21 protein-coding genes are annotated in these 20,690 nt (G+C 40.2%); 7 read left to right on the top strand and 14 right to left on the bottom strand.

Annotated elements, in window-relative coordinates; all coding sequences use genetic code 11:
- Positions 1–21: 21 nt before the first annotated feature.
- On the top strand, positions 22–462 hold the full coding sequence (locus AC3CAU_RS03775) for a DciA family protein (RefSeq protein WP_131216830.1): 441 nt from the start codon (positions 22–24) through the stop codon (positions 460–462).
- A 97-nt stretch (positions 463–559) separates the two neighbouring features.
- On the opposite strand, the gene lpxC is transcribed toward AC3CAU_RS03775, so the two are convergent.
- The 8 genes from lpxC to gshB all read right to left on the bottom strand — a co-directional run bounded on the left by lpxC (position 560) and on the right by gshB (position 9,930).
- A complete protein-coding gene (lpxC, locus tag AC3CAU_RS03770; protein ID WP_447053775.1) occupies positions 560–1,462 on the bottom strand; it encodes a UDP-3-O-acyl-N-acetylglucosamine deacetylase in 903 nt (300 codons plus the stop codon).
- A 121-nt stretch (positions 1,463–1,583) separates the two neighbouring features.
- Complete coding sequence (gene ftsZ, locus AC3CAU_RS03765; protein ID WP_131216833.1) at positions 1,584–2,774, bottom strand: cell division protein FtsZ; 1,191 nt, start codon at positions 2,772–2,774, stop codon at positions 1,584–1,586.
- A 164-nt stretch (positions 2,775–2,938) separates the two neighbouring features.
- Positions 2,939–4,201, bottom strand: coding sequence for a cell division protein FtsA (gene ftsA, locus AC3CAU_RS03760; RefSeq protein WP_131216835.1), 1,263 nt, complete (start codon positions 4,199–4,201; stop codon positions 2,939–2,941).
- A 71-nt stretch (positions 4,202–4,272) separates the two neighbouring features.
- Positions 4,273–5,127 (bottom strand): cell division protein FtsQ/DivIB, encoded by an 855-nt coding sequence (locus AC3CAU_RS03755; RefSeq protein WP_447053776.1) that lies wholly within the window; start codon positions 5,125–5,127, stop codon positions 4,273–4,275.
- A 3-nt stretch (positions 5,128–5,130) separates the two neighbouring features.
- Positions 5,131–6,060: a D-alanine--D-alanine ligase gene (locus tag AC3CAU_RS03750; RefSeq protein ID WP_131216839.1), complete on the bottom strand. Its 930-nt coding sequence runs from the start codon at positions 6,058–6,060 to the stop codon at positions 5,131–5,133.
- A gap of 56 nt (positions 6,061–6,116) precedes the next feature.
- The gene (gene murC / locus AC3CAU_RS03745; RefSeq protein ID WP_447053777.1) at positions 6,117–7,565 is read right to left on the bottom strand and encodes a UDP-N-acetylmuramate--L-alanine ligase; all 1,449 of its coding nucleotides are present in this window, start codon (positions 7,563–7,565) and stop codon (positions 6,117–6,119) included.
- Between the two features lie 13 nt (positions 7,566–7,578).
- Complete coding sequence (gene murG, locus AC3CAU_RS03740; RefSeq protein ID WP_447053778.1) at positions 7,579–8,676, bottom strand: undecaprenyldiphospho-muramoylpentapeptide beta-N-acetylglucosaminyltransferase; 1,098 nt, start codon at positions 8,674–8,676, stop codon at positions 7,579–7,581.
- A gap of 309 nt (positions 8,677–8,985) precedes the next feature.
- The gene (gene gshB / locus AC3CAU_RS03735) at positions 8,986–9,930 is read right to left on the bottom strand and encodes a glutathione synthase (protein WP_447053779.1); all 945 of its coding nucleotides are present in this window, start codon (positions 9,928–9,930) and stop codon (positions 8,986–8,988) included.
- A gap of 117 nt (positions 9,931–10,047) precedes the next feature.
- Between gshB and AC3CAU_RS03730 the strand changes: the two genes are divergently transcribed.
- On the top strand, positions 10,048–10,242 hold the full coding sequence (locus tag AC3CAU_RS03730; RefSeq protein ID WP_447053780.1) for a DUF3565 domain-containing protein: 195 nt from the start codon (positions 10,048–10,050) through the stop codon (positions 10,240–10,242).
- A gap of 519 nt (positions 10,243–10,761) precedes the next feature.
- Here AC3CAU_RS03730 and AC3CAU_RS03725 read toward each other — a convergent pair.
- Positions 10,762–11,226 carry a MarR family winged helix-turn-helix transcriptional regulator gene (locus tag AC3CAU_RS03725; RefSeq protein ID WP_131216849.1) on the bottom strand — a complete coding sequence of 155 codons (465 nt, stop codon included), beginning with the start codon at positions 11,224–11,226 and terminating at the stop codon, positions 10,762–10,764.
- A 931-nt stretch (positions 11,227–12,157) separates the two neighbouring features.
- Complete coding sequence (pyrE, locus tag AC3CAU_RS03720; RefSeq protein WP_131216851.1) at positions 12,158–12,808, bottom strand: orotate phosphoribosyltransferase; 651 nt, start codon at positions 12,806–12,808, stop codon at positions 12,158–12,160.
- 40 nt (positions 12,809–12,848) lie between these two features.
- On the opposite strand from pyrE, the gene AC3CAU_RS03715 reads away from it, so the two are divergent.
- On the top strand, positions 12,849–13,667 hold the full coding sequence (locus AC3CAU_RS03715) for an exodeoxyribonuclease III (protein WP_447053781.1): 819 nt from the start codon (positions 12,849–12,851) through the stop codon (positions 13,665–13,667).
- Positions 13,668–14,118: 451 nt separating this feature from the next.
- A complete protein-coding gene (locus AC3CAU_RS03710; RefSeq protein WP_131216853.1) occupies positions 14,119–14,466 on the top strand; it encodes a Spx/MgsR family RNA polymerase-binding regulatory protein in 348 nt (115 codons plus the stop codon).
- An 84-nt stretch (positions 14,467–14,550) separates the two neighbouring features.
- Here the strand turns inward: AC3CAU_RS03710 and AC3CAU_RS03705 are convergent, their stop codons facing one another.
- On the bottom strand, positions 14,551–14,988 hold the full coding sequence (locus tag AC3CAU_RS03705) for a DUF2147 domain-containing protein (protein ID WP_131216854.1): 438 nt from the start codon (positions 14,986–14,988) through the stop codon (positions 14,551–14,553).
- Positions 14,989–15,141: 153 nt separating this feature from the next.
- On the opposite strand from AC3CAU_RS03705, the gene AC3CAU_RS03700 reads away from it, so the two are divergent.
- A complete protein-coding gene (locus AC3CAU_RS03700; RefSeq protein WP_131216856.1) occupies positions 15,142–16,053 on the top strand; it encodes an alpha/beta hydrolase in 912 nt (303 codons plus the stop codon).
- 94 nt (positions 16,054–16,147) lie between these two features.
- Here the strand turns inward: AC3CAU_RS03700 and AC3CAU_RS03695 are convergent, their stop codons facing one another.
- A complete protein-coding gene (locus tag AC3CAU_RS03695; RefSeq protein ID WP_131216858.1) occupies positions 16,148–16,714 on the bottom strand; it encodes an FMN-dependent NADH-azoreductase in 567 nt (188 codons plus the stop codon).
- 553 nt (positions 16,715–17,267) lie between these two features.
- Between AC3CAU_RS03695 and AC3CAU_RS03690 the strand changes: the two genes are divergently transcribed.
- Together AC3CAU_RS03690 and AC3CAU_RS03685 are read left to right on the top strand one after the other, a co-directional pair.
- Positions 17,268–17,627, top strand: coding sequence for a hypothetical protein (locus AC3CAU_RS03690; RefSeq protein ID WP_250697857.1), 360 nt, complete (start codon positions 17,268–17,270; stop codon positions 17,625–17,627).
- Positions 17,628–17,645: 18 nt separating this feature from the next.
- Positions 17,646–18,167: a GGDEF domain-containing protein gene (locus tag AC3CAU_RS03685; RefSeq protein ID WP_488368435.1), complete on the top strand. Its 522-nt coding sequence runs from the start codon at positions 17,646–17,648 to the stop codon at positions 18,165–18,167.
- Here AC3CAU_RS03685 and AC3CAU_RS03680 read toward each other — a convergent pair.
- Both AC3CAU_RS03680 and dsbD read right to left on the bottom strand, forming a co-directional pair.
- Positions 18,164–18,844, bottom strand: a complete 681-nt coding sequence (locus AC3CAU_RS03680; RefSeq protein ID WP_131216860.1) for a glutathione S-transferase family protein — start codon at positions 18,842–18,844, stop codon at positions 18,164–18,166. The genes AC3CAU_RS03685 and AC3CAU_RS03680 overlap by 4 nt on opposite strands.
- A gap of 4 nt (positions 18,845–18,848) precedes the next feature.
- Positions 18,849–20,690 carry a protein-disulfide reductase DsbD gene (gene dsbD, locus AC3CAU_RS03675; protein ID WP_131216862.1) on the bottom strand — a complete coding sequence of 614 codons (1,842 nt, stop codon included), beginning with the start codon at positions 20,688–20,690 and terminating at the stop codon, positions 18,849–18,851.

Here is a 20,690-nt window from a genome sequence, read left to right as displayed (position 1 = left end):
ACAAATATGTAGGAACAATGTATGTCTGAACCGGTTAAGCTCTTTCAACAAACAAGAAAACACTTAAAAACAGGAAACTTTACGTTTCTCTCTACACAAGTTGCTGCATGGCAGAAACTTACAAAACTTATTCAACCGATATTGCCCCAACCAGAGCAATGGCAAGTTGTATGTTATGAAAATGGCATTTTGACGATTACCGGTGTAAATCAAGCCATGATTAGTCAACTGGCATATCTTCAAAAGCAATATATTGCTCAATTGTTACAGTTGGTTGAATTTAAAGATTTGCAGAAACTGCAAGTTCGCTTAAGAATTCCAACCCAACCACTACGCAAGCCTGAGTCCCTGACCAGATCCCTTAGTCCAGATACCCAAGATTTAATTCGTGGTGCTGCTGACTTTGTGAGCGACCCTAAGCTTAGCCAAGCAATGCTACGTTTGGCAAGCAATAAAAAGTAACCGACACTTTGATGTCCTTGAATTAAGTCGAAAATTCTGTGAACTGTTTAACAATCAAATTTGTTATAGTATAACGCACGCATTAAAAGACAATGACTTATGTCACACTCACATAAGGAATGGGACATTGCGTTTCGTCATCAAATGTTACAATTTCGTAACTACTCGGATCACTTTTAACATTACGTAATAATTGATTATTTAATGCATGTCCTGACTTATAACCATCAAACTTTGCAATAATTTGATGCCCCAGCAAGTATAAATCACCCACCGCATCTAAAATTTTGTGGCGTACGAATTCATCTGAGAAACGTAAACCCTCTTCATTTACCACGCCTGTTTCATCCACTCCAATTGCATTTTCTAAACTCGCGCCTAACGCTAAATTATTGGCTTTCAGATAGTCTAAATCTTTCATAAAACCAAAGGTACGTGCTCCACTCACTTCATAGACAAAAGTTTCGGTTGAAAAATCAATGGTTGCAGACTGGTATTCTTTTTTAAATGCAGGATGATCGAAATCGATAGTGAAATTGAGTTGAAAACCTTGATGCGGATGAAAGATAGCACGTTTATCCTCTATCAAGGCTTTAACCGGTTTTAAAATTTTGATGAATTTTTTCGGAGCATTCTGTTCTGCAAGGCCGCCTTGCATCAACAAATAAATGAATGGACCTGCACTACCGTCCATAATGGGAACTTCAGAAGCAGAAACTTCAATGATTAGATTATCAATTCCCAAGCCAGCGATGGCGCTCATTACATGTTCAATCGTACCTACTTTGGCATTTTCTTGAACTAAGTTCGAGCACATAAATGCCTCTTGAATCAGCATGGCATTCGCTTGAATATCCACTGGCGGATCTAAATCAATACGTCGAAACACAATCCCCCCATCAACATGGTGCGGCACAAAGTTAATCAAGACTTTTTGCCCACTATGAAGACCGATACCGCTCGCTTTCACGATACGTTTTAGGGTTCGCTGTTTCAACATTTTTCTATCATCTGCTCATAAAACCGATATACGTTAGCATATTTAGCTATTGATAAAAAACAAAAAGGTCGTATTGCTACGACCTTTTCTAAAACTATAACTAAAAACTGAGACTATGAGTTTATTTACGTTGCTGATTTTTCAAGTAATCTTGAATACTCATTGGTGTTGGGCGTGCAGCCCCTACAGCAGGCGCAGGCGTTGTACCAGCATCATTATTTTGACGCTGAATAGCCGGTACATCATCATCTTCCACGACAGCATGAGCAGCATGATTTGCCGGACGAGTTGCAGACTGAGATACTGGACGTTTGACTGTCTCAGTTGCATCTGCCGAATTACGGGTTAAACCCGTTGCAATTACAGTTACGCTAAGTTCATCGCGCGCATCTGGATCAAATACAGTTCCGTAGAATACTTGACCTTCATCTAAATCGACAATTTGATTGACTACGTCGGTAATTTCTTCAATTTCACCGAAAGTCACATCATCACCACCGGTCACGTTAATCAAAATGCCTTTAGCATTCATAATCGTTACGTTATCGAGCAGTGGACTGCGAATCGCTTGTTCAGCAGCTTGACGCGCACGTGTTTCACCACGTCCTGAACCCACACCCATCATGGCATAACCACGCGTACTCATTGCAGTTTTCAAATCGGCGAAGTCAAGGTTGATGTGACCTGGACGAACTACCAGATCAAAGATACTACGTACTGCATTGAGCAATACGTCATCTGCTTTTTTGTACGCGTCTTTCATTGAAATATCGCGGAATACTTTAAGCAGACGCTGGTTAGGAATAATGATTAAAGAATCCACATGCGCTTCTAAGGCTTCAATACCTTTTTCAGCAGATTGCTGACGACGTTTCCCTTCAAAGTTAAATGGAGTCGTCACTACACCAACTGTCAAAATACCCATTTCTTTGGCAATTTCCGCAACCACAGGCGCAGCGCCGGTACCTGTACCGCCACCCATACCGGCAGTAACAAACACCATATCTGTACCTTCAAGATGTTGGCGGATGATTTCACGGCTTTCTTCAGCAGCAGTTTGACCCACTTGCGGATTTGCACCTGCACCTAGACCACGTGTGCTTTGCTCGCCTAACTGGATTTTGAATTGGGCATTCATACGATCTAACGCTTGCTTGTCCGTATTGGCACAAACAAATTTTACACCTTGAATGTCTGACTCAAGCATATGTTGTACAGCATTACCACCAGCACCACCTACACCAAACACAGTGAAACGGGCTTGACCGTTGCTATCGTTTTGATCATCTTCTAAAAATTCAAATGAGGCCATGACCTTTGGATTTCCTAATTCGTAATTGGCAGTCACTTAAGCCCGTATACTGCCTTGATCTTAATAAACAAAAATTGTGTTTTAGGATGCTGTTCAACTACACGCTTGTCAAGTCCAAGCCGTTAGACGTACAACTTCCTAACAATATTCCCAATAAATTCAACTTAAAATATCGATTTTAACTGATTATTTAATGCCGACCATGCTCGACCTACTCGCTTAAAAATAGACATTTTTTCAGGATCTGTAGATTCTACAATGGTATCTTGCGTGTCACTTTGGCTAAACATTAATAACCCTGCAGCTGTTGCGTATTGCGAACGACGCAAAGCAGCCTGATTTTGCTCTTCAGCATATACCTGTACGGGTGGATTTCCTAAATGTGCTGAAACCCCTAACATATGACGTGCCAGATTTACCATTCCTTCGATTTGGCTAGCATCACCTGTCAGTACCACACCATGATATAAACCATGGATTGCACCGTTACGTTGTAATTCTTGATGAACTTGAGTCAGAATCTCTTCATAACGCGCAATAATAATTTCCGCCAATTCAATACGACTGATAGTTTGTGGACCATCAATACCTTGGAATTGAATCATATGATCGGGTTTCACCACTTTCAGATCAACACAACCATACAACAACTTGATTCGTTCCGCTTCTTCCGTTGTCGTCTGTAATACTGCAGCAATGTCACGTGTAACATGCTCACCACCACGTTGCAAAGTATGCGTCAATGCAAGGCGACCATCTAGATATACCGCAATATTGGTGGTACCTGCACCAATATCCACCAAACATGCACCATACTCTTTTTCATCTTTGAGCAAACTTGCTTCAGCGGTTGCCAAACAAGACACTACCATTTTTTCGACACCAATATTGGCACCTTTAAGCGCACGATCCAGATTCTGCATGGTACTGATCGGCAGCATCATTAACTGATAATGCCCTATCATACTATGGGCAGACATACGAATCGGATTTTGTACCCATTCTGCCGAATCATCTAATTCAAAGCCTAAAGGTACTGCGCTGACCAAATAGTGGTCTGAAGTCAAATGACTGGCTTTGGCCAACTCTAGCGCACGTACAACTTCACTGGTTGTAATTGTATGTTCACTATTTTCAATGGGTGTACGACCTGATGCATAAAAGCTTTTTAATTCTGCACTTGGAATAGAAATCCAAGCGGAATGCACCCGGCATTCAGCCATGTCTTCTGCTTCTTGTACGGCATTTTTAATTGCAGTGATGACTTTGTCGAGACTTACAATTTTTCCTTTATTCATGCCTCGGTTACGAGCTGTTGCCATCCCTATCACTTGGATATTGTCTGGCGCATGTACCTTACCAATCAAAACTGAAACTTTGTGTGTCCCAATGTCAATCGCAACAACCGAGGGAACAGCTTCATTCATTATCTAGTACCATCATCACATGTTTGGTTAATTTATGGCCATAAGCCTCTATTTTATATCAAGCCGCTCAATTATGGCTTTACCATTCTTGCATCTGCAATGCTTGTGTCATTAATCGTTACAACAAACTGACTATTTACAATATTAGGTGGTGATGAATTCTTCCATTGTATCGCCAATCCATTTCTATAACGTAAGTCAATTGATGAGATTTTAGACCAAACTGGTTTTAAATCACTTTGTGCCAGATGACTCAAGCGTTGAAGTTTACTCATCGTTTGATCTTGATCCACAATGACGCGTAAACCCGAATCAAACTGCATAAACCAAGTCATACGTTCTGTTAAATATAATTCTTTTAAACGAGCATTGACTGGCAGGAATAACTGATTAATTTCATTGTAGCGGCGCATCATCATTTTGGACTGAGACGTTGGACCGTGCAGCAAAGGTAGTTTTTGATTATTTTGCGGAATTACTTGTGCAAAAATATCACCACTATCACTCAACAGTCGTCCAGTTCCCCAACGGGCAATGGGATGACGGGGCATCACTCGTACTCGAATTGAATTGGGCCATGCACGCGAGACCACCACGCGATCTACCCAAGACAACTCTAGTGCCTGATCTCGAATTTGTTCTAAATCAGCGGTAAAATAATTTGCCGTTACCGCTGCGGTAACATGCTTCATGACCTGGCTATTTTCTGCATCTGAACGCGTACCCACAACATTGAGTTCCGCGACATGTGCATCGGTCATGACTGTATATAAACCATAGACCCCTACAGCCAATACCATGAGTGCAATCATCAATAATAACCAGCCACCCGCATTCGCAAGCTTTTCCTTACGGGTCGGTGGCTTGTCATGTATTGATGTAATTGCTGCTCGTTTACGGCGCATTGAAGCAGGAAGTTGAGCCATGGTTTAGTGAGCCGCACCTGTCAAAGTCTGTTCCAAAATAGCCACACAAAGCTCATCAAAGCTATATCCCACCGCTTTCGCAGCTTTAGGCACCAATGAATGACTGGTCATTCCCGGAACAGTGTTCACTTCTAACAACCAGAAGTTACCTTGTTCATCCTGCATTGCATCAATACGTCCCCAACCGCTTGCACCAACGGCCTGGAAAGCACGTAAAGATAAAGCTTGAAGTTGTTTTTCTTCATCCTCACTTAGACCGCAAGGAATGCCGTACTGCACATCGTTACGGTTATATTTGGCTTCATAATCGTAGAAAGCCACATCTTTTGGCGGCTCAAGACGAATTACAGGAAGCGCCTGACCATTCAGAATCACAATCGTGAACTCACAACCGCTAATCCATTTTTCTGCCATCACCACTGCATCATGTTCGGTCGCTTTTTCAATCGCTACCGCAAAGTCTTCCATTTTTTCAACTTTGCTCATACCAATACTTGAACCTTCATGTACCGGTTTGATAATGAATGGCAAACCAATACTTTCTACCACAGCATTCAAATCAGAATCTTTGGTTACAATACGGTAGGGTGCGGTAGGCAGCTCAGAACCTTGCCAGACCTGCTTGGTTTTGACTTTATCCATACCAATGGCCGAACCCTGTACACCAGTACCGGTATAAGGCAGATTCAACCATTCTAATGCACCTTGAATTTGACCGTCTTCTCCACCGCGACCGTGCAACACAATGAATGCGCGATCATAGTTGACCAGTTCAGTCACGCTACGTTCTTGCGGGTCAAAAGCTTCTGCATTTACACCCGAGCGTACCAATGCTTCAAGTACAGCTTTACCACTATCTAGAGAAACCTCGCGCTCAGCCGATTTACCGCCAAGCAACACGGCAACTTTGCCGAATTCTGAAGCATTTGCCACGTTTATATCCTTAAACTTTATAACTGAACGATCAAATTCAAAATCACATAAAGTGATTACTTTAAATACAATTTATTTTGTGCAAGTTCAATCGAGAGAGCACCCACATTACCTGCGCCTTGCGTTAATAACAAGTCATTCGCTTGTAACACTTTTTGCACCGCATTTTGTAAATTGCCTTCCACCGGATCAATCAAAATTGGTTCAACCTCACCACGTAAACGAATACTACGCGCCAAGCTGCGGCTGTCCGCGCCGACAATCGGTTTCTCACCGGCAGGATACACTTCCAGCAATAATAATTGGTCGACTTGTGACAATACATCTACGAAGTCATCGAAGCAGTCACGGGTACGGCTAAAGCGGTGTGGCTGGAACATCATGACCAAACGACGATCTGGATGGCTTTGACGCGCAGCTTTAATGGTTGCTTCCACTTCTTTAGGATGGTGACCGTAGTCATCAACCAAGGTCACGTTACCACCTTCTATTGCAAATTCACCCTGAACCTGGAAACGACGACCTACCCCACTAAAGCCTTCCAATGCACGGCAAATTGCAGCATCAGAAACACCTTCATCAGTTGCCACACCAATGGCAGCCAAGGCATTCAGTACATTGTGTAAACCCGGTTGGTTCACGGTAACACGTAATGGCTCGCGATCTTTACGCAATACGGTAAAGTGAGTGCGCATACCGTCTTGATCAACATCAACCGCACGAATGTCGTTATCGTCGTTAAAACCATAAGTCAATAGTGGGCGACCAATACGCGGCATGATTTCGCGCACATTGGCATCATCGCCACACACCACCGCCAAACCATAGAATGGAAGTTTTTGCAAGAACTGTACGAAGGTATCTTTGAGGACATCAAAGCTACCGCCATACGTATCCATATGATCGGCATCGATATTGGTCACGATTGCAGCCATCGGATGTAAATGCAGGAATGTTGCATCAGATTCGTCCGCCTCAGCCACGATATAACGGCTTGCGCCGAGTGCGGCATTGACACCGGTACGATTCAGCAAACCACCGATCACATAAGTTGGGTCCATGTTTTCTTCCGCCAACATACAAGTGATCAGACTTGTGGTGGTGGTTTTACCATGGGTTCCTGCCACTGCAATACCATGACGGTAACGCATCAACTCACCCAACATTTCAGCACGACGAACCACTGGAATACGGGTTTCAATCGCTGCTTTGATTTCCGGGTTTTCCGGGTCAATCGCTGTAGACACCACAAGCACATTGGCATCTTTAATATTTTCTGGCGTATGACCGATATAAACTTTAATCCCGTTTTCTTCAAGCTGTGCAGTCGTTTTAGACGCTTTGATGTCTGAACCCGAAACTTTATACCCCTGGTTTTTGAGCACTTCCGCGATGCCACACATTCCGGCACCACCAATTCCTACAAAATGAATGTGTTTGATACGGCGCATTTCAGGCACTTTAATTAACTTTTTCGCTTGCTCAGCAGGAGTAGATGGAGACATATAACACTCTAATTTACAATTCTTGAATTAAACGAACCACATGCTGGGTTGCATCGGGTTGTGCTTTTTGACGTGCTTTAACTGCCATTTCTGACAGCAGTTTGCGATTCATCAGTGGTGTTAGCAATTCTTTTAAATAATCGACAGTCATAGCGGCTTGCGGACAAATTTTCGCAGCATTAATACCAGCCAAAAAATTGGCATTTGCAGTTTGATGGTCATCCACTGCACTTGGGAGTGGAACAAAAACTGCAGCCACACCCGCAGTTGCAATTTCAGTGACCGTTAATGCACCCGCACGGCAAATAATTAAATCAGCATCTGAATAAGCCTTAGCCATATCTTCAATAAACGGCTGCACTTCAACCTGCAAGGTTGCAGGTGCGTCGCTATAACGTGCCTGTGTTGCATCCTGATGGTTTTGACCGCATTGATGAAATACCTGGATCGGCATATTAAGTTGTTTTAATGCTTCTGGAACACGTTCATTTAATGCTTGCGCGCCCAAGGAACCACCAACAATTAAAATCTGCAAAGGTTTCGCAGCCTTTTCACGTTCCTGATAACGCCAAGACGGATTTAAAATTTCTGTAATTTCTTTGCGTACCGGATTACCGGTCGTCACAATTTTTTTACTTGCAACGAAAGTATCAGGAAAGGCCTGACACACAGTTTTAGCAATACGGGATAACTGGGTATTGGTAAAACCTGCAATCGCATTTTGCTCATGGATAATAACAGGAATACCTAAAGCACGCGCAGCTAAACCACCCGGCCCTGCAACATAACCCCCAAAACCTGCAACAGCATCAATATTAAGCTGCTTCATATAACGCATGGCACTTAAGGTTGCTTTTAAAATTTTCAAAGGTGCCAATAATTTACGCACAACACCGTTGCCACGCACACCTTGAATATCAATTTGATAAATTGGAATATTATGATTTTTTAACAGACGATTTTCCATACCTGTTGGGGTTGCAAGCCAAGACACCTGTACCCCTTGTTGCTGTAGTTCTTTAGCAACAGCGAGTGCTGGAAAAACATGTCCACCAGTACCTGCGGCCATCATCATGACATGTTTGGGCTTTATTTGCGTTGCTTCAGTCACAGTCTAATTCTTCAATTCTAAAATATGGATAACAAAATTCTATTTTAAGCGGTCAATTGTAATCACAAACGCATAGCCATGAAAGGTTATTTACTTTTTTTCACGAACTGCTTCATTGTTTTTTTCTAAGAATTTAAAAGTTTAAACTAGTTTTATTATTAATCGACGAAAAATATACAATTTAATGCATTTTTTATCCAATTTTGCGCTCTTTTTTTAATTAATGGATCAACCTAGTCCTTCTCTACTCCCTATAAGTAAAACCTAAAAAAGAGCCCCCACTTGGACTCTTTTTCAAGAAAATGCGATTTATGCTTTCAACCCTGCTTCTAGAACATTAAATAAATCATCTGCAATAGATGTACCAAACTGATCATCAATTTCACGGATACAGGTTGGACTAGTCACGTTAATTTCAGTCACGTAATTGCCAATCACATCCAGACCGACAAATATTAGGCCTTTTTCTTTGAGATAAGGACCGACTTTTGCCGCAATGGCTTTGTCATTTTCACTTAAGGGACGGGCTTGCCCCAAACCGCCTGCGGCTAAGTTGCCGCGCACTTCGCCATTTTGCGGAATACGTGCCAAACAGTAAGGCACGGGTTCACCATTAATCATCAAGATACGCTTATCGCCCTCAACAATTTCTGGAATATAACGTTGCGCCATAATTGGCTGGGTACCATTATTGGTCAGCATTTCAATGGTAGATCCAATATTAATCCCATCTTGATACAAGCGGAAAATGCCTGTACCGCCCATACCATCGAGAGGTTTTACAATCACATCTACCTGTTCTTTCAGAAATTCACGGATCAGACCTTCATTTGAGGTCACCAAAGTGGGTACCTGAAGTTCCGGGAACTGCGTAGCAAATAGTTTTTCATTGCAGTCACGCAGGCTTTGCGGCTTGTTAATAATCCACGCACCCTCACGCTCTGCCTGCTCCAAAATATAAGTGGTATAGACAAAGTTCATGTCAAACGGCGGATCTTTACGCATCAATACCACGTCATAATCCGCAATGGATTCTTTTTTCTTTTCGCCCAATTCATAATAATGGTTATAGTCTTCAAACACTTTCAGGGGTGAGATTAAACCGAAGGCTTTACCGTGTTCGATATATAAATCTTGCTGTAATGCATAACCCAACTCATGCCCACGGCGGCTGGCAGCCCACAGCATCGCCATAGAAGAATCTTTTTTCAGGTTTACATTTTCGATGGGGTCCATCACAACAAGTACGCGCATATCGCTTTGCTCATGTATTTTTAAATTAATAAAAGTATAGCGGAGTTTAATCTTTCTTTTTTCTCAATTTTGGTAAAGCTTTTATAGGATTGTATAAAGCAGTTTCAGGAGCAGTTGATGCAACAAGCCATTATTGATTTTCACTTGGATGAGGAGGATCACTGGGTAGCCGATCTCGTCTGTGGTCATGCGCAACATGTTCGACATAATCCACCTTGGCAAAACCGTCCTTGGGTCATCACTGAAAAAGGTCGTAAAGAAAAATTGGGGATGTTGTTGAACTGTAAGAAGTGTGATCAACAAAGTGAGTAGGTTCTATATATGAATCGGTATTCAGTGAGCTATTTATGATTAATTTATACAACAATATAATAACTGTTTAAAAAACCCAAAAAAATATTAAAATATTCTAATCTAAGATTTTGAGTAAGTTAGTATTTTACCATCCACACCTCACTCCTTTCATATAAAAAACTTATCACCATAAGACGCTTATAAAAACTAAAAAAGCACAATGATTACGATGGACTAATGTGTTGATTATTTATATTACTTGCCGAAGCTCTAATTATTGTTGCAAAAATTTGATTAGTTCACATAAAGGATTAGCATTTTTAATTTATATGGTGCTAATCCTTTTATGTTCCCTTATTGATTATTTTGAAATCTTGCTAAGAAAAAAATTCTCATGCTAAATCCATTGCATAACGATCAAGGTAAGCTAGATAAAATATATTCTCTTTTCCTGACGTGAAACTGGATTATGCATACTCCCCTAAAATACAAATAAATCAGCAAACTAGCCTAAACTTCTTCTTGATTAAATTTATTTTAATGGGCTAGATTTTTAAAAATTTGCTTAAGATTTTCTAACATTTTCTCAATTTGCAAAGGAGTTAAACCATCAAAAGATTGTTCCAAAACAATGTGACTCAGGTCATTAATCTTTTGGATCATTTGCTGTCCTTTCTCGGTTAATAAAACCCGGGTAATTCGACCATCATCTTCACAACAATAGGTATCTACCAATCCTTCATCTTTTAAACGATAAACGATTTTAGTGGTCGTCGACATTTTAGAAATGACCATTTCTGACAAATCAGATACGCTAGCTTTATTTTTAGATTTTAAAGCCAGTAAAATACGGCGGCGAGAATTATCTAACCCATATTTTTTTAATGCGTGATCAACATTCTGTATATATTGGGCATGCACTTGAGTGATCCAGTAATATGGCGAATTTTCCAAATTAAAATCTGCAGCAGCAGATAAAAACTTATTGTACCTTTTTGTCATGACTTTACCTCTCTCATTCATTGTTACCATTTAAATTGTTTAAAAAATCTACACTCATTAGTAACTGCTCTATTGATTAAATAAACTTGTTCTTACTAATTTCGCTATACAATCTGTTTTTTAAAGATTGACTCTCTAATTCTTCCTTTGCTTTCTATGAGCTGGTTTCATAAAAAGAATTAGAGAGCCAAGTACCACGTAACGTCCTCTTTTGTATTTATTTATTGTTATTGTGTAAGCAGATTAAATCACTTTAATGGTTAAATGATCTATCACAAAAAATACCAACTTCCTTGTGCAAATGTATGAGAATGTGACCTGATGGACACTATTTCATCGAGAAAAATCACCTATTTCATTAAGTTTTAACCTTATGAAGCAAGTTTAAATTGTGGTAATAAACATTTCTAATACAAATAAGAGATTGTTTAATTTAATATTTTTTTATCAATTTAAATTTCATGTTTTTAATCGATAAAATTATGTAGTTAAAAAATATGGGAAAAGTCGTGTATTTTTATTTTTCTATAACGGGCATTTTGTTTAATTTATGAAATAGTAATTTATTTTATAAAGAACATTCTGTTTAATATTTCTAAAAAATAATTTTTTATTTTAACGCAATTTTGTGCCCTTCTATCAAGAATCGAGAATACTTATTTGCTTCATTACTATTCTGAATAAATACTTGATTCCAATTCTCAATTTCTTTCTCAAAGTTTTGAAATGATTAAAATACTTTTTAAATTCTGCGAATTGAAACATGAGCAAAAAATTAAATCTCACTATTTATAAATACTAGAGATAGCCACATTATGAATAGTACGAATATTTGACTAAATCTAACTACTTCTACTTTTCAGTAATTTATCACTTTCTTAAAATCATAAAAAAGGAAGCATTGAGCTTCCTTTTTTAGTCTATCTAACCATCAGATGCCGTATTTGACACGGTAATCTTCCATTTTTGCTAAAGCTTCTTTCTCGCCCTTCGTCTCTAGGAAGTCCATCAAATCTTTCATGGTAATAAGTGCATGAACTGGAATTTCCAGTTCTTGTTGCACTTCCTGAATTGCAGACAAATCGCCTTGACCTTTTTCTTGACGGTCTAAAGCAACCAATACCCCGGCAATTTGCGCACCTGCATTTTTAAGCACAGTCACCACTTCACGAATGGCGGTACCCGCAGTAATCACATCATCAATAATCCAGACTTTTTTACCTTCAACTGAAGCACCGACCAACACGCCGCCTTCACCGTGATCTTTTGCTTCTTTACGGTTAAAACCCCAAGGTACACTTACAGCATGATTTTGTGATAAGGCTACAGCAGTCGCAGCGACAAACGGAATACCTTTATATGCAGGACCAAAAATCACGTCAACATTGTCACAAGTCGTTAATTTGTCAGCATAGCCTGAAGCCAACAGCGTTAATGCTTCACCATCATTGAGCAAACCTGCATTAAAAAAATAAGGACTCACACGACCCGATTTTAAAGTAAACTCACCAAATTTAAGCACACCACGTGATAAGGCAAGTTCGATAAAATCTTGAGGGTTAAAATTCGCTTGCGAGTTCATGAGGTGCTCCGAAATTCATAAATAGAGGTAAGACTTGCGCATGATACCAAAGAGTAGCTATCCAAGTGATCAAAAAATTCTAAGAGTCGTTTCCATTAACGTAAATGGCTTACGTTCATCAGTAACTAAAGGCTTGCTTGAATGGCTGGAACAGTCAGAAGCCGACGTGATTTGTATGCAGGAAAGCCGGATCACGCATGCGCAGTGGACTGAAAAATTTAGACCGGAAGGTTGGTACACCCACCTGTTCCCTGCTGAACGTGCAGGCTATGCAGGTACTGCTATTTATAGCCGCCTGCCTTTTGTTTCAGTGACCGATGGTTTGGGTTTTGAATTGGCCGATTCTCAAGGACGCTTTATATCTGCTGAATTTAAGCTAGGTCTGGAAAAACCTGTTCATATCTGTTCCCTTTATTTACCCTCTGGCTCATCAGGTGAAGAAGCGCAAGCCCGTAAAGATCACTTTTTAGACCAATACCAAGATATTTTAAAACAATGGCGTGATGAAGATAAATCCATCATCGTTTGCGGTGACTACAACATCGTCCATAAACGGATCGATATTAAAAACTGGTCGGGCAATCAAAAATCTTCTGGCTGTTTACCGCATGAACGTGCTTGGCTCGATCATATTTATGATGATCTGGGTTATGTCGATACTTTCCGTGAAGTGCGTAAGGAAGCGGAACTTTATTCCTGGTGGTCAAACCGAGGACAAGCCCGCGCTAAAAATGTCGGCTGGCGGATTGATTATCAAGCCTGTTCACCAGACTGGAAAGATCGTACAACCAATGCTTGGGTCTATAAAGAAACCTGGTTCAGCGACCATGCCCCAGTGATTATTGATTATAAAATCTAATAAATAAGATTTATTTGAGTGAACAATCGTTCACTCAATACCATCCAAAAACCTACAACACTTGACGCGTTTGTATATTTTTATACAACTGTTTTAAGTGCATTATTGCTTCACGGCAAAGGGATATGTCAGGATGACACAAAAGGACAGGACGCCGTAGGATGAAACAAAGTAAACCACTTCGGTAGCTTATTTTGCAAGGATGTGACAATGGACGTTGAAATGAGACCCGCATGATCAGGATGATTAAATGCGGGTTTTCTCTTTTTCTAGCTCCATCAAATCTATTTTTTTAATCATAAAGTTATTCTTATCTATAACGCTATCTTGGCAAATCTAAATGTCAATTTCATGACATGTTTATTTAATTTTTAATACTTTTAATTTTCTCTAGAGCTTATAGCTAATTTTCGCTAGGCTATCCGGTAATTGAAAATGGAATAATCATTTTATGCTTAAAATTTATGGCATCAAAAATTGCAGCTCAATGAAGAAAGCTTTTGACCTGTTAAATCAACTGGGTCTGGTCTATGAATTTCATGATTACAAAAAACAAGGCATTGACGCTGGAACTGTAAAAAAATGGATAGATGCGATTGGACCAGATCTTATTCTCAATAAAAAAGGGACCACCTGGCGCAAACTGAGTGAAGCAGAACAGCAAACTGCGCTTGCGAATGAAAGCAATTTGATCACGACTTTAACAACGCATAGCAGTTTGATTAAACGTCCGGTGCTCGAAACTGAGCAAGGCTATGTTGTGGGCTATAATGAAGCTGTTTATAAAGCTTTAAAATAAGATCGAGATAGTAAAGCTCTCGTATAAAAAAGCCTAGCTGAATATCCACTAGGCTTTGCTTACTTTAAAATTTTTTAGTTTAAATTATTCTGCACGAATCCAGGTTTGGTTACGGCCTAAAGCCGCTATCCCGATAAAGCCACGTAACTCTAATTTTTTACCGCCATCCGTCATTTGACCTTTTAACCGGTAAGTTTTACCTGAAGCAGGGTCAAGAATTGTTCCATCTTCATAACTTGTACCCCCTGCATTTTTAAGACCATGCACAATCTTTAGACCTCTTAAAGATTTGTTATGATATGGACCTTCACATTTTGAACATGCCTTTTCTTCCCCTGGTGTTAACACCTGTTGAATACTCGCAGATAATGTGCCATTTTTTTGTTCAGTAAATTTTACTATGGCTTTCGGTTGTTTCGTTTTGTCATCAATCGTTTTCCAAACAGAACCATTTAATGGATCAGCAGCATTAGCCAAAACTGTTAATCCGAGCAATCCTAGTGCAAGTGCAATTTTTTTCATTTTTTTTCGTTTCCCTAGTCTGGTATAGACGGCTTAGTATTAAAAAGTCACAACATTTTTGCAATTTTTGAATGTGACCATTTAGTGTAATCTTGTATCTTGAATTGGTAAATATCTAATCATCCCCTAAAGATAAAACAAGATGGAAGAAACATGAAGATAGATCCGCTATGGAAACAATTAATTACAGAAAGTATTTTAAAAACGGCCATTCGTAAACCCAGCCAGTTTAACTTGCCTCCCAACTCGATACGTTTTGCATTGGAGCAAATGTGTCGTGTCTTTCCAAGTAATAAAGACGTTCAAGTCAGATCACTACGCCTGGCAGGCTTACGTGCTGAAGAAATAAAACCTCAAGGTGAATCAACACAACTCATTTTGCATATTCATGGTGGTGCATTCTTTTTGGGTTCACTCGACACTCATCGTGCCTTTTTAACTCATATGGCTGCACGTACACAGATGCAAGTGCTTCATGTCGACTATCCCTTAGCTCCAGAGTCTGTTTATCCTGAAGCCAGTGATGCGATTTTTGACATTTATACCACTTTGTTAGGGCAAGGAATTCAAGCCAAAGACATCATTTTATCGGGCGACTCTTGTGGTGCTAATTTAGCTTTAGCTCTGGCACTTAAAATTCGTGACGAAGGCCTTCCTCAAGTCAGTGGCTTGATATTATTATCCCCATTTTTAGATTTGACTTTAAGCAGTGAATCTTTGCGTTATAACCGCAAGCACGATGCACTGCTCTCTATTGAAACTTTAGAAGCAGGGATTGATTATTACGTACCGAAATTTATGGATACCGCAGACCCGGCTATTTCACCTGCGTTTGCAGACTTAAGCGGATTACCACCAATCTTGGTTCAAGTCGGCTCTAAAGAAATTTTACTGGATGATGCACAGCGCTTTAAAGAGAAAGCGGAACAAGCCGGTGTTGATCTGACCTATAAACTTTACACGGGTATGTGGCACAATTTTCAGATGTTTCACACTTGGTTTGATGAAGGAAAACAGGCTTTGGCCGATCTGGCCGAATTTGCACATCGGCTCGATCGAGATTAATCCTGGTATTAAAAAGCTTGGTATTAAAAAAGTAATTCATATAAAAAAGGTCAGCCGAAGCTGACCCAAGAGGAATACTCTATATTTTCAAAAATTACAGTGCTTGTACTTGGGCTAAAGCGTTAGAAATTGCCTGCTCTTTCAGCTCTGGCCCCATATTGACACCTTCAGCACGAATAATTTCGACATCATTCACACCGGTAAAGTTAAATACAGTTTTCAAAAAACCTTCCTGAAAATCGACTGGACTATTTTCACCATACACCCCACCACGACTACTGGCGATATAAACTTTTTTCTCACCGGCCAAACCCACCGGACCATTCTCAGTATATTTAAAGGTCTTACCGGCTACACTAATACGGTCAATCCAAGCTTTCAAGGTTGAAGTCAAACCGAAGTTATACATGGCCGCACCAACCACCACGATATCCGCATCAAGATATTGCTGAATAATTTTTTCACCCAAGGCAACTTGTTCTGCATCTTGTCCCATTAAAATGGCACCGGTTAAGTGTGGAATCGGCTGGGCAGCTAAATCTAAATAATCAACCGCTAAATCTGTATGTTTAGTCTGTAATTGATCAACAATGGCTTGGCTTAATTGGCGTGAAACTGAAACAACGCCTAAAATACTCGAATCGATATGTAAAACTTTCATGCTCAAAACCTTAATCTTTATTTATTCAATGAACCCAGTTTAATCGATCAACAAAAATAGAATAATACCTTTATACACAACACACTGTTTTATATTTGGAACAATAATCATTCAGATGAAGTGCATTTTTATGCTTAAAAGCACAAAATACAGGTATTACCATTCAAAAAAAATTTCTATGTTATTAATTATTAAAAATAAATTAGATTAACTTGGCACTAATAATCAGTTTGAAGAACTAAAGGTCAAACCTATCGAATGAAGCAAATCTTTTCATCAGATACCCCTTCCTCATTCCAAGAAAGAATTGCGAAATATCGGATAGAGGATGAAGTCGTAATGAACTGGAGTGTCCTGAATAAATGCATACTCATGCTGATTCTAGGAAGCTTGGTGCATGTCGTTTGGATTGTCTGGAAAATTTATGTCCTTCTTTTACCCGATCTCTGGCACTGGGTAAATTTGCTTTTGCTCAAGCTACAGCTTGGACTCAACACCTTATCCCTAATTGTCTTTATTGGGCTAATTTACCCGTGTTCAGTCTGGCGAAAAAATGTTGTGGTACAGCAGTGGATGCTATTTATCGGTTGGATTTGTTGTTATTTCATTATATCGGAATACTTATATCATTGGCGTTCTCAGTCCGGCCACCATGATCTCTTATATCAGTTTGGTGACCGTTGGCTTAGTGTTGTTTAACCGTAAAATTGTCTATTACACTCTTATTCCAGCCACACTATATCTGTTTTTATGTGGCTATTTAAGCTTAAAAGATCAAATTCCCTACGCACCGATCTTCTATCTAGACGGCCTGCCTTATCAAAATATGTTTTGGGTTAGCTCAATGATGTATTTCATTGCGCCCATCTTGATTAGCTGTTTAATTTTATTTGAAATTTTACTCAGCCAATAGCGCCATAGAGAAAAGTTAATTCAGAATTTAAGTCGGATTGATCCACTGACCAATACCCTTAACTGCCGTAGTATTAATTATTGTTTAGAAAAATTAGAGAATAAACCAACAAATTCTTACGCTTTGATATTAATCGGCCTGAATCATTTTAAACGGATTAAGGAACAATATGGGCATGATAAAGGCGATGAAACCCTAATTAAAGTCAGTGAAGTGCTCTCACAAATTATTTGTGATAGCGATGTCTTGAGGCGATTTGGCGGAGAGGAATTTATTGTTATTCTAAATAGTTCTTCTTTAGAACAAGCACAAACTATTGTTGAGCGTTGTCGTCAAGCCATTCAACAGCTGGATTTACGCAGTGATTCGGGCGAGAAAATTCAGGTCACAGCCAGTTTTGGGATTACATTATCGAATATCCAACTTAGACCGCAACAGTTGTTAAGCCAAGCAGACAAAGCCCTGTATGAAGCAAAAGCATGTGGGCGTAATCAGGTTAAATGTTATCAAGACTTCTTCAGCGAACCGAAATCCTGTTAAAGCGTTTGCTGTTGATATGGCTCTAAATAATTCACCCACGCCTTTTCTTGTAATGCGCCATCAATCCATAATTTCATAGCCGGATGCTGCATCATGGTTTGCATATACTGCTGTGTAGACTTGCTGACCGGTAACACATAGGTCATTAGCCGTGTCACCACCGGTGCATAAAATGCATCGGCAATCGAGAATTCACCACATAAAAAACCGTTCATGTCCGGACGTTCTGACCAGATCTGCTCGATACGTGCCACATCATGGCGCAGCTCAGCATTGTCCTGCCACAAATGTTTGCCAACATCTTCCAGATTCGCCCGGATATTCATGCCGCAGGCATTGCGCAAACTCGAAAATCCACTGTGCATTTCCGCAGAGATACAGCGCGCACGTGCACGTTGCTTAACATCTTTCGGCCATAAGGCCTGATCTGAATTTTGTTCTGCCAAGTATTCACAAATAGCCAAGGAATCCCAAAGAATCAACCCCTCATCCACCAACACGGGGACTTTACCATTGGGGTTAATTGCCAAAATATCCTGTTTAAAAGTACCTGTGTTCCGTTGTGCGGGAAAGGGAATCATGATTTCTTGAAACGGTAAATTAAACGCTTTCAGCACTAACCATGGGCGCATTGACCAACTGGAATAATTTTTATTGGCAATATAGAGCTGATACATGAAATTATTGTCCTATATGTTTTTGAAACAGATCGAGCTGTTTTATTAATTCCGCTTCGGTAAAAGCTCCGGTTAAACGTAAACCGCGAATTTCTTGTTGTTTTGGATTTAAAAATAAATACGTTGGTGGACCTAAAATATCCCATTGATTTAGCAATGCCTGATGGGTTGCATCATAATGACTCAAATCCAGTTTAATCAAAAAATACGGGGCCAAGGTTTGCTGCACTTGTGCTGATTTTAAAACACGATGTTCAATCGGCTGACACGCCACGCACCAGTCAGCATAGACATCAATAATAATGGCTTGCTCGGAGGGCGCACTGGCTAACAGCTGATGAAATTCGTTGGCTGTTTTAGCCACATGCCATGTCGCTTGAGCAGTGCTTTGCTGAATAAAGAATCGTTGACTGTGCTGATATTGAGTATAGGCCAGATAAGGAATCACGGTGAGCAATGCTAAAATATACAGCCATTTAAACTGTGTTTTTTGTCCCACTAAGCGCGCGATTACATAGCCAATAAAGCTTAAGCCCAAGCCCAGACCTAGCCATTGCATCCACGCTTCAGAAATTAAAGGCCGAATAAAATATAGTGCCAAAGCCAGCATGATAAAGGCAAAAATCACTTTAATCTGGTGCATCCACTGCCCTGCTTTGGGCAGAATTCTTGCACCTAACACACTGGCCAAAAGCAGCGGTGTTCCCATGCCAAAACCCAGTGTGAACAGTAATAATGCCCCTTGCCACTGACTTTGGGTTTGGGAAATAAATAATAACGCCCCTGCTAAAGGTGCGGTCATACAGGGTCCAACCAGTAAGGCCGAGATCATGCCCATCACCGCCGCACCCACCAAGCTGCCACCTTTTTGCAGCGAATGCACCCGATCTAAACGGTTTACTAAAGCATGCGGCAATTTAATTTCAAACAGGCCAAATAAATTCAACGCGAACAAGACAAAGAGCGCGCTAAAAGCAAGCAGGGTAGAAGGCTGCTGCAACCAGCGCTGGAAGTTCAAACCGGCAGCTGAGGCGATCAAACCTAAAATGGCATAAACCATGGCCATGCTACAGACAAAAACCAAGGCAATCATCCAGGCTTTTAAGCCCTTGCTGTCGCGCACGATTAACGAAGTCAAAATCGGTAACATCGGCAAGGAACATGGGGTAAAGGCCAGTAAAATCCCTAAGCCAAAAAATAGCAACAGACTATAAAATAAAGAATTTTTTGCCAGTTGTTGCGACCACATCTGATCTTGAGCAGTATCTAACGCAACTGGAGATTCAGCACTTTCTACATTATTTTGTTCAGTCGAAAAAGCTGTCTTACTGCTTGTTGTGTTATTCGATGACTGTGAAAGGTCGAGCAAACGCTTGCTGGATTTAGCCTGATTTTGCAGAAGCACCAGGCCATCGACATCGGTCTGAAACTCGACCGTTTGCGGTGGGTAACAAATGCGGTCCTGGGCACAACCCTGCCAAGTCACCTGATAAGTTTTTGATGCTTCAGTCGGAATGTTGAATTGAATATTCTGAAAATAAACTTGGGTATGTCCATAGTTTTCATCATACAGATCGGTGGCTTTAGGCAGTTTTAAAGCAAGTTTTTGTGTTCCCTGCTTAACTTCAAATTTATGTTGGTATAAATAATAACGATCGGGAATTTTCCAATTCAGCTGTGCTTCATGCTTACGGTTGGATTCAACCGTAAAAGAAAAAGCATCTTCTGCAGAACGCAATTGATCTTGTGCCTGTAAAGTCATTGAAAACAATAAAATGACGCTACAAATAAATCCGCTCACAGCGGAATGAAACAAGAACCCATTATTTGGAAGATACTTTTTCAT

This window comes from Acinetobacter sp. GG23 (genome assembly GCF_057766365.1).
The sequence above is the reverse complement of the archived record's forward strand: the minus strand, read 5'-3'. Positions and strand labels throughout refer to the sequence as shown.